12 protein-coding genes are annotated in these 12,727 nt (G+C 59.5%); 9 read left to right on the top strand and 3 right to left on the bottom strand.

What is annotated here, in order from left to right; all coding sequences use genetic code 11:
- Positions 1–75: 75 nt before the first annotated feature.
- The 3 genes from dnaJ to BSG20_RS03450 all read left to right on the top strand — a co-directional run bounded on the left by dnaJ (position 76) and on the right by BSG20_RS03450 (position 3,681).
- Positions 76–1,212 (top strand): molecular chaperone DnaJ, encoded by a 1,137-nt coding sequence (dnaJ, locus tag BSG20_RS03460; protein ID WP_072371829.1) that lies wholly within the window; start codon positions 76–78, stop codon positions 1,210–1,212.
- Between the two features lie 274 nt (positions 1,213–1,486).
- Positions 1,487–3,322 carry a TPR end-of-group domain-containing protein gene (locus tag BSG20_RS03455; protein WP_244541262.1) on the top strand — a complete coding sequence of 612 codons (1,836 nt, stop codon included), beginning with the start codon at positions 1,487–1,489 and terminating at the stop codon, positions 3,320–3,322.
- A 149-nt stretch (positions 3,323–3,471) separates the two neighbouring features.
- Positions 3,472–3,681, top strand: coding sequence for a hypothetical protein (locus tag BSG20_RS03450; protein WP_072371823.1), 210 nt, complete (start codon positions 3,472–3,474; stop codon positions 3,679–3,681).
- 13 nt (positions 3,682–3,694) lie between these two features.
- On the opposite strand, the gene BSG20_RS03445 is transcribed toward BSG20_RS03450, so the two are convergent.
- Positions 3,695–4,063: a helix-turn-helix domain-containing protein gene (locus BSG20_RS03445; RefSeq protein ID WP_072371820.1), complete on the bottom strand. Its 369-nt coding sequence runs from the start codon at positions 4,061–4,063 to the stop codon at positions 3,695–3,697.
- Between the two features lie 317 nt (positions 4,064–4,380).
- Here BSG20_RS03445 and mbfA point away from each other — a divergent pair, with 317 nt between their 5' ends.
- A complete protein-coding gene (gene mbfA / locus BSG20_RS03440) occupies positions 4,381–5,364 on the top strand; it encodes an iron exporter MbfA (protein ID WP_072371817.1) in 984 nt (327 codons plus the stop codon).
- A gap of 156 nt (positions 5,365–5,520) precedes the next feature.
- Here mbfA and BSG20_RS03435 read toward each other — a convergent pair whose 3' ends face one another.
- Both BSG20_RS03435 and BSG20_RS03430 read right to left on the bottom strand, forming a co-directional pair.
- Complete coding sequence (locus BSG20_RS03435) at positions 5,521–6,120, bottom strand: transglutaminase-like cysteine peptidase (RefSeq protein WP_072371814.1); 600 nt, start codon at positions 6,118–6,120, stop codon at positions 5,521–5,523.
- Positions 6,121–6,270: 150 nt separating this feature from the next.
- The gene (locus tag BSG20_RS03430; RefSeq protein WP_072371811.1) at positions 6,271–7,071 is read right to left on the bottom strand and encodes an alpha/beta hydrolase; all 801 of its coding nucleotides are present in this window, start codon (positions 7,069–7,071) and stop codon (positions 6,271–6,273) included.
- Positions 7,072–7,249: 178 nt separating this feature from the next.
- Here BSG20_RS03430 and infC point away from each other — a divergent pair, with 178 nt between their 5' ends.
- From infC to pheT, 5 genes are all read left to right on the top strand, one after another.
- Positions 7,250–7,786 carry a translation initiation factor IF-3 gene (gene infC, locus BSG20_RS03425; RefSeq protein WP_024313488.1) on the top strand — a complete coding sequence of 179 codons (537 nt, stop codon included), beginning with the start codon at positions 7,250–7,252 and terminating at the stop codon, positions 7,784–7,786.
- A 429-nt stretch (positions 7,787–8,215) separates the two neighbouring features.
- Complete coding sequence (rpmI, locus tag BSG20_RS03420; RefSeq protein WP_004108077.1) at positions 8,216–8,419, top strand: 50S ribosomal protein L35; 204 nt, start codon at positions 8,216–8,218, stop codon at positions 8,417–8,419.
- 39 nt (positions 8,420–8,458) lie between these two features.
- Positions 8,459–8,863 (top strand): 50S ribosomal protein L20, encoded by a 405-nt coding sequence (rplT, locus tag BSG20_RS03415; RefSeq protein ID WP_007798644.1) that lies wholly within the window; start codon positions 8,459–8,461, stop codon positions 8,861–8,863.
- Positions 8,864–9,159: 296 nt separating this feature from the next.
- Positions 9,160–10,242, top strand: a complete 1,083-nt coding sequence (pheS, locus tag BSG20_RS03405; RefSeq protein ID WP_072371805.1) for a phenylalanine--tRNA ligase subunit alpha — start codon at positions 9,160–9,162, stop codon at positions 10,240–10,242.
- A gap of 15 nt (positions 10,243–10,257) precedes the next feature.
- Entirely contained in the window at positions 10,258–12,681 is a 2,424-nt protein-coding gene (gene pheT / locus BSG20_RS03400; RefSeq protein WP_072371802.1) for a phenylalanine--tRNA ligase subunit beta, read from the top strand.
- Positions 12,682–12,727: the final 46 nt, after the last annotated feature.

Raw genomic sequence — 12,727 nt, 5'->3', positions numbered from 1 at the left:
AAGCGGTCAACTTGAAACTGACATTCCGGCTGTCTTTGCGGCAGCCGGAAATCCATTTCCGGGGTCTAATCCTTAATGGCAAAAGCCGATTTTTACGAAACGCTGGGTGTCGCCAAGACGGCGGACGAAAAAGAGCTGAAAAGTGCCTTCCGCAAACTCGCCATGAAGTACCATCCGGACAAGAATCCGGGCGACCATGACGCCGAGCGCAAGTTCAAGGAGATCAACGAAGCCTACGAGATGCTCAAGGATCCGCAGAAGCGCGCGGCCTATGACCGTTACGGTCACGCAGCCTTCGAGCACGGCGGCATGGGCGGTGGTGGCTTCGGCGGTGGCGGTTTTGGCGGCGGCGGATTCTCCGACATTTTCGAGGACATCTTCGGTGAGATGATGGGCGGCGGCCGTCAGCGCCAGCGCTCTTCCGGCGGCCGCGAGCGTGGTGCCGATCTTCGCTACAACATGGAAATTTCGCTGGAGGAGTCCTTCTCAGGCAAGACGGCACAAATCCGGGTTCCGACATCGATTACCTGCGACGTCTGTTCCGGCTCGGGCGCAAAGCCCGGCACGCAACCGAAGACCTGCGGCACCTGCCAGGGTTCGGGCCGCGTGCGTGCTGCACAGGGCTTCTTCTCGATCGAGCGCACATGCCCGACCTGCCATGGTCGCGGTACGATCATTCCCGATCCCTGCACGAAGTGCCACGGCCAGGGCCGCGTCACCGAAGAGCGGTCGCTCTCCGTGAATATTCCGGCTGGCATCGAAGACGGCACGCGGATTCGCCTGCAGGGCGAAGGCGAAGCTGGCACGCGCGGCGGTCCGGCAGGTGATCTCTATATCTTTCTGTCGGTCAAGCCGCATGAATTCTACCAGCGTGACGGCGCGGACCTCTACTGCACGATCCCGATCTCGATGACGACGGCCGCTCTCGGCGGCACCTTTGACGTAGCGACGCTCGATGGCACGAAGTCACGCGTTACGGTGCCGGAGGGCACGCAGGCCGGCAAGCAGTTCCGCCTCAAGGGCAAGGGTATGCCCGTGCTGCGTTCGCCGCAAACGGGCGACCTCTATATCCAGATCCAGATTGAGACGCCGCAGAAACTGACGAAGCGTCAACGTGAACTTCTTCAGGAGTTCGAGCAGCTTTCCTCGAAGGAGAACAATCCGGAATCGACCGGGTTCTTCGCGCGAATGAAGGAATTCTTCGAGAACTGATCAATCATCGATGAAATGTCGCAAAGGCCCGGTTGTTGATGCAACCGGGCCTTGGTTATTTGCTGTTCCCGCTCGCCTATACATGGTTGTTGCGCTGGCTCGACGTTCACATTCAAAATCGCTTTATTATCCTGGATCAGCCAAATGATTGGTGGGACAATGAGATAATAAAAGGTTAAATTGGCGAGCCTAGCAACATCGCAGCGCCGGGGGACACTTGGAACGCCGTCTCGCAGCCATCCTCGCAGCAGACATCGTCGGCTACAGCCGATTGATGGGCTCAGACGAATCCGGGACCCTGAGCGCGGTGAAAAGCTGCCGCACGGAGCTTCTCAATCCGAAGATTGCGCAGCATCGCGGCCGCGTCGTCAAGCTGACCGGCGATGGCATGCTGGTCGAATTCTCCAGTATCGTGAATGCCGTCGCCTGCGCCGATGAGGTGCAGCGGGAAGCTGCTCAGCGAAACCTGTCCGTGCTGGAGGACAAGCGCATCGAATTTCGCATCGGCATCCATCTGGGCGATGTGATCGTTGAGGAGGGCGATATCTTCGGGGATGGCGTCAATGTTGCCGCCCGACTGGAAACACTGGCTGAACCCGGTGGCATTGCCGTTTCCGCCTCGGTCAGAGACCATGTCGGCTCACGGCTCGACCTGTCCTTCGAGGATCGCGGTGAACACAGGCTCAAGAACATCAAGGAGCCGGTCCGGGTCTATGCGATTTCCCCGCGGCGCGCATTGCCATTGAAGGTGAACAAGGCCGCGTTGACCGCTGCCAGGGAAAAGCACAAGCAGCTCGTTGCCGTGCTGCCTTTCACCAACATGAGCGGCGATGCCGAGCAGGAGTATTTTTCTGACGGCATCACCGAAGACATCATCACCGATCTCTCCAAGGTTTCGAACCTTTACGTCGTTGCGCGCAATACCGCCTTCACCTACAAGGGCAAATCCGTGCAGGTAAAGCAGGTCGCAGCCGAACTTGGCGTCGATTTCGTTCTCGAGGGGAGCGTGCGCAAGGTCGGGCAGCGTGTCCGCATCACCGGGCAGTTGATCGATGCGAGGAATGGCGGTCACCTGTGGGCCGATCGGTTTGACCGCGATCTGACCGATATCTTTGCCATCCAGGACGAGATCACCCACGCGATCGTCGATCAACTCAAGATCAAGCTGCTGCCCGAGGAGCGGCGAGCGATCGAAGCCGAACCGACATCCAATGTCGAAGCCTATACCTATTATTTGCGCGGCCGGCAGCTCTCCCACACCTGGACAAGGCCTTACCTGCTCCTCGCACGGCGCATGTTTGCAACGGCGGTCGCGCTCGATCCGGAATATGCGCGTGCCTATGCCGGCATGGCGGATTGCGAGTCGGCGCTGCGCGACTGGCACGCCGGTGAGTACACGCTGCAGGGGATTCTCAGCCTGAGCGCCAAGGCGCTCGCACTCGATGCGAACCTTGCGGAGGCACATGCCTCGCGAGGCTTGGCCTTGCACCAGGACGGGCGAGACGAGGAGGCGCTTGTCGAGTTCGAGAAGGCTCTCGCTTTGGAACCCGATCTCTATGAGGTCAACTTCCATTACGGACGCTTCCTCTTCATGCAGGGCAAGTTCGAGGGCGCGATCGCCTTTTTCACCAGGGCAGCCGAGATACGCCCCGACGACTATCTATCGCCGATCCACCTGATGAGCGCCTGTCGGTCGCTTGGGCTGATGGAGGAACGGGAGCATTGGGCGCGCGTATGCATCAATCGCGCCGAGCAGGCGTTGGAGCGCCATCCGGAAAATTCGGGACCCGCTCATCGTGGAGCGCTTGCGTTGGCTCACCTGGGCGACGCGGAAGGAGCAAAGGAATGGGTTAAGCGTGCCCAGATGATCGATCCGGACGACATTGTTGCGCAATACAACATCGCCTGCGTCTATGCGCTGCTGAACGAATGCGACGCCGCGCTCGACCTGCTGGAAGCGCTACTGCCGCAATCGTCTTGCTATCACATCCTGTGGTTCAAGCATGATTCGGACCTCGATTCGGTGCGCGATCATCCGCGATTCGAGAAGATGCTGGATGCGATAGCGGCATGTTCGGCCTCGATGGACTTCAAGGAAGCTTCGGAATAGCGTCGTCGCCCGTCGATTGCTCCATAATGAAACAAGCGCGCCCGCGCTTCCGCCTTGCGTTAACGCAGGCGGTGAATGGCGCTTTGCAAAGACACACAAAGCCACCAGTATCTTCGCGGGGATCAACCAAAAAACCGAGGGCAACTTCCATGACGGCAGCAGCCACTTCTTTGTCTTCCCAGTCTGACGATGTCGATGTTCTTGCCGGCGCACTCTATGCTTGGTGTGCCGAGCGCAACATCAAGCTGCGCAGCCAGCAGGGACTTTCCATCGCCAGCATCGCGATCGATCTCTATCATGCCGGCCATCAGACACAGGACGATCTGCTTGTCGCGCTTCACGAGTGCGAACTGCACTGACTGACTGCAGAACTCAACCCAAAGCCTCGGCGTAGCTTTCACCGGTCATGATCGACAGGATGGTTTTTACGGCCTCCTTACCCGCCGTGGAGCGAAGCTTGTCGTAATGGAGGGCGAGCTCATAGGCTTCGGGACTCAGCCCCGGTCGCGCTAATCCGTCAGTCGGGTTGGCCCCCTCGAACAACTCCGAAATATCCACGCCCAGAAAGACCGCGATCTGGTGAAGTTTGCTTGCAGATACGCGATTGGTGCCTTTCTCGTATTTCTGAATCTGTTGAAAAGTCAACCCCAGCGCCTCTCCCAGTTCCAACTGCGATATGCGTCGTTTGGCCCTGAGTGTCCGTACATTTCTGCCGACAATAATATCTACCGGATCTGGCACTGCTGTGTTCCCTTATAATACAATCAAATGCGCTAGTACTATGCCCGCCTTTTGTAATATCGCAACCTGATAGTTGCAAATTTCATCCTGCTTTTGCTGTGGTTTCTGAGCCTACAGCCATAGACTTTCGGCGTAAGCATAGACTGTAACGTGCACGCTATTTCCGATGCCAGTTAAGGGCGGCAAGCGCGTGCGAATAGCAGGTCATTTTACTTGTCGTGACCGTCCACTGGTTCTCGCTCGCTTCCATGCCCTGGCAAACTTGACCGAAGCGTCGGCGACTCCTATTTTAGAACGGTTCTAAAATCGAGGTTGTCATGCTACGCAGGCTTTTGAGGCTATCCAAGCGTTCGTTCGATTCTTTGTCCGAGCAGGAAATACTCGCACTCGCGATTGGGTCCGAGGAGGAGGATGCGCGCATCTATCTCGCCTACGCCGACATGTTGCGCAGCAACTATCCCGCGTCTGCGAAAGTCTTCGACGAGATGGCCGAGGTCGAAGACACGCATCGCAAGTCCCTGATTGCAATCTATCGCCAGCGGTTCGGCGAGCGCATCACGCTCATTCGTCGAGAGCATGTGCAAGGGTTTTATGAACGCAAGCCCGACTGGCTGCGGCGTAGCCTTCCGCTGGAAAAGATCCGGAGCGAAGCCGAAGCAATGGAGCGGCAGGCCTATCGCTTCTATGTCGAAGCGGCCCGGCGCGTCACGGATGCGCAGACCCGACAGTTGCTCGGTGACCTCGCACTGGCGGAGCAGGGCCACGAGGACATTACCCGCATGCTGGGCGACAAGCACACGCCTGCGGAGGTCAAGGCGGAGGAAGATCACGCCGCTCGCCGCCAACTGGTGCTCACCTATGTGCAGCCCGGCCTTGCCGGCCTGATGGACGGCTCGGTGTCGACGTTGGCCCCGATCTTCGCAGCCGCCTTTGCCACTCAGGACACCTGGCAGACCTTTCTTGTCGGCATGTCGGCATCCGTCGGCGCCGGCATCTCGATGGGCTTCACGGAAGCGGCGCACGACGACGGCAAGATTTCAGGCCGCGGTTCCCCGATCAAACGCGGTATCGCCTGCGGTGTCATGACCGCGCTTGGCGGTCTCGGTCATACACTGCCCTACCTGATACCGAGCTTCTGGACCGCAACGACGATGGCCGTGGTCATTGCGATCTTCGAGCTCTGGGCGATTGCCTTCATCCAGAACAGGTACATGGAAACGCCATTCCTGCGCGCTGCGTTGCAGGTGGTCGTTGGCGGCGGCCTTGTTCTCGGTGCCGGCATTCTGATCGGCAATGGGTGAGGCGAGGTCCGACGCAGCCGGAGCAATCCGATCCAGTGAATCGATTGCTACGCGTAGCGCCTGAGCCTTAGCAAAGCTGAGGGATATGGTGCTGCGAAGTTCCCAACGAATAAAGGCCGGTATCTTGCCGGCCTTTATTGCTCAATCCGATATCGCCTACTTCAGAGCACCGACGAGAACGTCGCGGCCATTTTCGATAGTGACCCAGCGGCCGGCATTGTTGCTCGACTGGCGCTTGATAAAGGAATAGGGGGTGTCGAACCACGGCTTGACGTTGGATGCCAGGTTGTCGAGCACGAAGTCGCCGTTGCTGGTGCGCAGCGTCAGTACGGCATGGCCCTCGCCGTCAGGCTTGCGGACCACGGTGAGAAGAAGATTAGCCGGCGAAACTCCGCGCTGGATCAGGATGCGACGCTTCAACAAGGCGAAATCCTCGCAATCGCCGGCGGTCGTCGGATAGGCCCAGACCTCATCCCTGCCGTAAATTTCCTTGTCGGTCATCGGCGTGATGCTGTGGTTGACCATCGAGTTGACCGAGCGCACCATTCCCCATTTCGCATCTGACATCTCGGCAGGCGCGACATTGCGGTTCGGGCCGCATTCATTGCGATGGGTCTGGCAGAAGTCGTAATGGCCGATCGGTTGGGAACTGGCTGCGCCAGTGACCATCGAGAGGTTGTTGGTGGAAGCCGGCGTCGCGGCTGTAGACATAGCAAACACGGCCATCATGGCCACGACGAAACCCTTGATCCGCACGCCCGCTCTTCCTTGCATCGCCCATGTATTGTTAACAAAAAGTTAACGGACGGAGGCTCGGAGAGTCAATCGTTACTTCTGGGGAGGGGGCCGCTACCCACCAACATGGTTAAAATCCGTTAGGATTTGGCACAGCTGGCATCGTTTGGCTTAGCGGATCAGCCCTTTGACGGCAGCAAACATGCGCGCGATGTCCTGGGGTCGCGACAGCCGGTGATCGCCGTCACGCACGAAGGTCAGCACGACGTCGTCGGCGGGAAGATGTTCCACGAGCTTCATGGCGTGCTGATAGGGAACGTCGGGATCCTTCATGCCTTGCAGGATATGCACCGGGCAGCGGGTCTCGATGATGCCCTTGAGCACGCTGTTATCGCGCCCGTCCTCGATGAGCGCCCGCGTATAGATGTTTGGCTCCGGGCTGTAGGCCGATCGCTCTTCGAAGTAGCCGTGCTCGACCAGCGAGGCTTTCTCTTTCTTCGTGAGGTTCGGTTCGATCAGATCGGAGGTGAAGTCGGGAGCCGGCGCAATCAGCACCATACCGTCCACCTTCGGCCCGTCCTGCCGCTTGGCGAACTCCTGGGAGAGCCGCAAGGCAATCCATCCGCCCATCGACGATCCGACGATGAGAATGCGTTCGGGTGCTTTATGGAGGATCACGGCAAGCGCTTCCTCCAGCCAGCGCGAGATCGTCCCGTCGGTAAATTTGCCGCCGGATAGACCATGACCGGAATAGTCGAGGCGCAGGCATGCGAGGCCATTTTCCGCTGCGAACTTGTCCAATTCGACCGCCTTGCTGCCGCTCATGTCGGAGCGATATCCGGATAGCCAGACGAGGGTTGGGCCACCTGCTTTGCCAGATTGGCTTCGCGCGATATATGCGATCTCGCGCGCGGCCTCGCCCTGTCCGACGGTCAGATATTGTTGGTCATGAGTGAGATTTGCGTCAGACATCGCGGAACTCCAGTTGTTTTGGCCTATAAAACAGATTCTTGACAGGCTGACAGCAGATGATTTTTCCGCTAAAGGATGTTACTGACTCCGTTGCAGCGATGGCGAAACTACGTTTGTACTTCCGTTATTGGAGGTGCCAGGCTGCAGCGATCCGAAACAACGCGAGGAGAATACGACCATTCGCAGACCTTTTAAAAACGACGCGCCCGTTAAGGAAGGGCCGCGCTCGAACAGGGAAATTCGCATTCCCAAAGTTCAGCTGATCGATGCTGAAGGACAGAATTTAGGCGTCGTGGCCACAGACCAGGCCCTGAGAATGGCTGAAGAAGCCGGACTCGACCTGGTGGAAATTTCCCCCAATGCTGAACCGCCTGTGTGCAAGATCCTCGATCTGGGCAAGCTGAAATATGCAAACCAGAAGAAGGCGGCTGAGGCGCGCAAGAAGCAGAAGATCGTCGAAGTCAAAGAAATCAAGATGCGCCCGAACATCGACACCCATGATTATGAGGTGAAGATGAAGGCGATGGGCCGTTTCTTTGAGGAAGGCGACAAAGTCAAAGTGACACTGAAGTTCCGCGGCCGTGAAATGGCGCACCAGGAACTCGGCATGAAGCTGCTGCAGCAAGTGAAGGCCGATACGACCGAGTTCGCAAAGGTCGAAGCCGAGCCCAAGCTCGAAGGCCGCCAGATGATGATGGTGCTTGCGCCGAAGTGAAGCGCACGCCACACTCGTATCAAAGCCGTCCGTGAGGGCGGCTTTTGTATGTTGGGTTGGTGCTTACCCAATCTGACAGGATGTGTCGAACGGCAGGCTTATGGCTGCCGTTCGATCTCGCTACCTCGCGGCTGGGCGGGCTTGAGGTGAAACTGACGCTCCCAGCCATGCCCGCCCGCCTGCCGGGCAATGGGCTAGAAGATTCATCGGCTGCCCCGTTGCACTTTTATGACGCTGCGGTTATAAGCGCGCGTCCGAACTGACCGGCAGGGCATGCCGTGGCAGTTTCGAATGCTTGCGGAACGGTTCGTCACCGGGGCCGCAGATCAACAACAACGCTCCCGCACCTTGTTGCGACGGCCGGAATCCGGGCATCGCGAGAAGGCTTCTTTGGTGAAGCAGCCGGGGGTACAGAAACGGAGTAGCAAAATGCCCAAGATGAAGACGAAGTCCTCCGCCAAGAAGCGGTTCAAGATCACCGCGACCGGCAAGGTCAAGGCTGCAGCTGCTGGCAAGCGCCATGGCATGATCAAGCGTACCAACAAGTTCATCCGCGATGCACGTGGCACCATGGTTCTCGCAGAACCGGATGGCCGCAAGGTCGTGAAGAACTACCTGCCGAACGGTCTCTGAGACTATTCCGCGAACGCTTTAGATTAAGGAGATCATGAAATGGCACGTGTAAAAAGAGGCGTTACCGCCCACGCCAAGCACAAGAAGGTTCTGAAGGCCGCCAAGGGCTTTTATGGCCGCCGCAAGAACACCATCCGCGCCGCGAAGGCTGCCGTCGATCGTTCGAAGCAGTACGCTTACCGCGACCGCAAGATCAACAAGCGCAACTTCCGCGCCCTCTGGATCCAGCGCATCAACGCTGCTGTCCGCGAATTCGGCCTGACCTACGGCCGTTTCATCGACGGCCTGAACAAGGCTGGCATCGAAGTCGACCGCAAGGTTCTCTCCGACATGGCTATCCATGAGCCGGAAGCATTCGGTGCACTCGTTGCTGCCTCCAAGAAGGCTCTCGAGTACCTGAAGGACGCTGGTACGAAGAACGAGTTTGAAGCAGCCGTCAACTAAGCCGGCGCCATTCGAACGTTTGTTTCGATGATTTTGAACCCGCGCTGGCAAGGCTTGCGCGGGTTCTTTTGTTTCTACCGAAGGGCTTCGGGAAAGTTCGGCAGTTGTGCCGTTCGAGGCCACGGTCGAACTGGGCAAACACACAGGCTTTCTCGGCCGCTTTTTATGGTGTGCCCGGTTGATTGGCCGCGTGCACATGGGTAGTGATCTGCGACGCTTCATCGTGGCAATCCAGCTATCCGATGCATGTTTTCGTGAATTATCGACAAGACTGACGCCCCGTGAGGCAGGAAAAGATGACCGAACTCGAAACCCTGGAAAAGCAACTTCTGTCTGATGTGGCAGCCGCTGCCGACGAGCCGGCGATCGAAGCCGTGCGTGTCGGCGCGCTCGGCAAGAAGGGTTCGGTCTCCGAGCTCCTGAAGACGCTTGGTTCGATGACGCCGGAAGAGCGCCAGACGCGCGGCGCCGCCATCAACGCGCTGAAGAACGCCGTGACGGATGCGATCGCGGCCCGCAAGGCGGAGCTCAAGAAGGCAGCGATCGATGCACGCCTGAAGGCAGAAACTGTCGACGTCAGTCTGCCCGTCCGCTCGTCGCCGGCCGAGCGTGGCCGCATCCACCCGATCAGCCAGATCATCGACGAGATCACCGCGATCTTCGGCGACATGGGCTTCTCGATCGCCGAGGGCCCCGACGTCGAGACCGATTACTATAACTTCACGGCACTGAACTTCCCGGAAGGCCATCCGGCCCGCGAGATGCACGACACCTTCTTCTTCAATCCCGATGAGAACGGTGAGCGCAAGGTGTTGCGCACCCACACCTCGCCGGTGCAAGTGCGCACCATGGAAGCGCAGAAGCCACCGATCCGCATCATCATCCCGGGCAAGACCTACCGCCAGGACAGCGATGCCACCCACTCGCCGATGTTCCATCAGGTCGAAGGCCTGGTCGTCGACAAGAAGGCCGACGTTGCCAATATCCGTTGGGTGCTGGAAGAATTCTGCAAGACCTTCTTCGAGGTCGACAGCGTGACGATGCGCTTCCGCCCGTCCTTCTTCCCCTTCACTGAACCGTCCTTCGAGGTCGACATCCAGTGCGACCGCTCCGGCCCGATCGTCAAGTTCGGCGAAGGCACCGACTGGATGGAAATCCTCGGCTGCGGCATGGTGCACCCGAACGTGCTGCGCGCCGGTGGCCTCGATCCAGACGAGTATCAGGGCTTTGCCTGGGGCATGGGTCTCGACCGCATCGCCATGCTGAAGTACGGCATGCCCGACCTGCGCGACTTCTTCAACGCCGACGTCCGCTGGATGACCCATTACGGCTTCCGCCCGCTCGACATGCCGACGCTGTTCGGTGGTCTGAGCGCGTAGGGGAGGATAGAGATTATGAAGTTCACACTTTCCTGGCTGAAGGATCATCTGGAAACGGATGCCACCCTCGACGAGATCTGCACCCGCCTGACCCAGATCGGGCTCGAGGTCGAGGACGTCGACGACAAGGCGGCGTTCAAGCCCTTCGTCATCGCCAAGGTGCTGTCGGCGGAAAAGCATCCGCAGGCCGATCGCTTGAAGGTCCTGTCGGTCGACACAGGCAACGGTGCTCCCGTCCAGGTGGTCTGCGGTGCGCCAAATGCGCGCGCCGGCCTGATCGGTGCTTTCGCAGCACCAGGCACCTATGTTCCAGGCATCGAGGCGATGCTTGCCGTCGGCAACATCCGCGGTGTCGAGAGCCACGGCATGATGTGCTCCGAGAAGGAACTGATGATATCAGATAATCACGAAGGGATCATCGACCTGCCGGAAGATGCGCCGGTTGGGCAAAGCTATGCGGCTTATGCCCATCTCGATGATCCGGTGATCGAGATCAATCTGACGCCGAACCGTCCGGATTGTACCTCGATCTACGGCATCGCCCGCGATCTGGCCGCCTCCGGCCTCGGCACGCTGAAGACGCGTTCCGTGCCATCCTTCGCCGTCGACGGCGAAACACCGGTCAAGCTGACGCTCGATCTCGACGACCCCAAGCTCTGCCCGGGTTTTGCTCTGCGTCTGGTGCGCGGCGTCAAGAACGGCCCGAGCCCTAAATGGGTGCAGCAGCGGCTGCTCGCCATCGGCCTTCGCCCGATCAACGCGCTTGTCGACATCACCAACTACATGACCTTCGATCAGGGCCGGCCAATGCACGTCTTCGACGCCGCCAAGGTCACGGGTAACCTGACCGTGCGCCGCGCCAAAGAAGGCGAGACCGTCCTCGCTCTCGATCAGCGCGAATACACGCTCAACGCCAACAACGTCGTCATATCAGACGAAGAGGGTATCGAGTCGATCGGCGGCATCATGGGCGGCGAGCATTCCGGCTGCGATGAAAACACCACCGATGTGCTGCTCGAATCCGCGCTCTGGGATCCGATGAACATCGCCAAGTCTGGCCGCGGCCTCGGCATCATCACCGATGCCCGCTATCGCTTCGAGCGCGGCGTCGATCCGGAATACATGGTTCCGGGCCTTGAGCGCACCACCGAACTGGTCCTCGAATTCTGCGGCGGCACTGCCGCCAGGGCAGAGGTCGTCGGCTACAAGGGCTACGAGCCGAAAATCGTCGATTTCCCCTTCTCCGAGGTCAAGCGGCTGACGGGCCTCGAAGTTTCCACTGAGGAAAGCACCGAGATCCTGACACGTCTCGGCTTCAAGGTTATGGGCTCCGGCGAGCGTGTCTCGGTCGCCGTTCCCTCCTGGCGTCCCGATGTCGATGGCAAGGCCGATCTCGTCGAAGAGGTCATGCGCATTCACGGCGTCGACAACATCAAGCCGGCGCCGCTGGAAAGCCATGCGGCCGTCAACGGCAAGATCCTGACGGCGCTGCAGATCCGCACCCGCATCGCCAAGCGTGCGCTTGCCTCGCGTGGCATGCTGGAAGCGGTCAACTGGTCCTTCATTTCTGAAGATCAGGCGAAACTCTTCGGCGGCGGCTCGCCGGGGCTCAAGCTTGCCAACCCGATTGCGTCAGACATGTCCGACATGCGCCCCTCGCTGCTGCCGGGCCTGCTCAGCGCCGCCCAGCGCAATGCCGACAAGGGTTATGGCGACGTCGCCATCTTCGAAGTGTCCGGTACCTATGAGAACGACCGGCCGGAAGGCCAGCGCCGCGTCGCCGGCGGCATCCGCCGCGGGACCGCATCGCTGGCCGGCGCTGGCCGCATGTGGTCGAACAATGTCAAGGGCGGCGGCAAGCCGGTCGATGTCTTTGATGCCAAGGCCGATGCGCTCGCCGTGATCGAAGCCTGCGGCCTGCCGATGGGCAACATCCAGATCGAACAGGGCGGGCCTGAATGGTACCACCCCGGCCGCTCCGGCACGATCAAGATGGGTCCGAAGGTCGTGCTCGGCTATTTCGGCGAATTCCATCCCTCGACGCTCGAGGCGCTCGATGTTTCCGGCGCGCTGTGCGGCTTCGAAGTCTATGTCGACGCCATGCCCGAGCCGAAGAAGAAGGCGACGCGCACCAAGCCGGCGCTGGAGCTTTCGCCGTTCCAGGCCGTCAAGCGCGACTTCGCCTTCGTCGTCGACAAGGCGGTGGAAGCTGGCGCGATCATCAAGGCTGCGACCGGTGCTGACCGCAAGCTGGTCACATCAGTCAATGTCTTCGACGTCTTCGAAGGTGCGTCGCTCGGCGACGGCAAGAAGTCGGTGGCAATTGAGGTGCAGATCCAGCCGGTCGAGCGCACGCTGACGGACGAGGATTTCGAGGCGCTGACCGAAAAGATCGTCGCCAGCGTGACAAAGTTCACCGGCGGCATCCTCAGAGGTTGAGCGCATCGCACTTCGTAAGATCAAACGCCGGCGATCGTCTCGTCGG

This window comes from Rhizobium tibeticum, assembly GCF_900110205.1.
GTDB lineage: Bacteria > Pseudomonadota > Alphaproteobacteria > Rhizobiales > Rhizobiaceae > Rhizobium > Rhizobium tibeticum.
This window is presented reverse-complemented; position numbering and strand designations above follow the sequence as displayed.

Bases quoted from the DNA above. Each gene is read 5' to 3' on its own strand.
- dnaJ (WP_072371829.1), top strand. From the start codon at position 76: ATGGCAAAAGCCGATTTTTACGAAACGCTGGGTGTCGCCAAGACGGCG.
- BSG20_RS03455 (WP_244541262.1), top strand. From the start codon at position 1,487: ATGGGCTCAGACGAATCCGGGACCCTGAGCGCGGTGAAAAGCTGCCGC.
- BSG20_RS03450 (WP_072371823.1), top strand. From the start codon at position 3,472: ATGACGGCAGCAGCCACTTCTTTGTCTTCCCAGTCTGACGATGTCGAT.
- mbfA (WP_072371817.1), top strand. From the start codon at position 4,381: ATGCTACGCAGGCTTTTGAGGCTATCCAAGCGTTCGTTCGATTCTTTG.
- BSG20_RS03430 (WP_072371811.1), bottom strand. From the start codon at position 7,071: ATGTCTGACGCAAATCTCACTCATGACCAACAATATCTGACCGTCGGA.
- rpmI (WP_004108077.1), top strand. From the start codon at position 8,216: ATGCCCAAGATGAAGACGAAGTCCTCCGCCAAGAAGCGGTTCAAGATC.
- rplT (WP_007798644.1), top strand. From the start codon at position 8,459: ATGGCACGTGTAAAAAGAGGCGTTACCGCCCACGCCAAGCACAAGAAG.
- pheS (WP_072371805.1), top strand. From the start codon at position 9,160: ATGACCGAACTCGAAACCCTGGAAAAGCAACTTCTGTCTGATGTGGCA.
- pheT (WP_072371802.1), top strand. From the start codon at position 10,258: ATGAAGTTCACACTTTCCTGGCTGAAGGATCATCTGGAAACGGATGCC.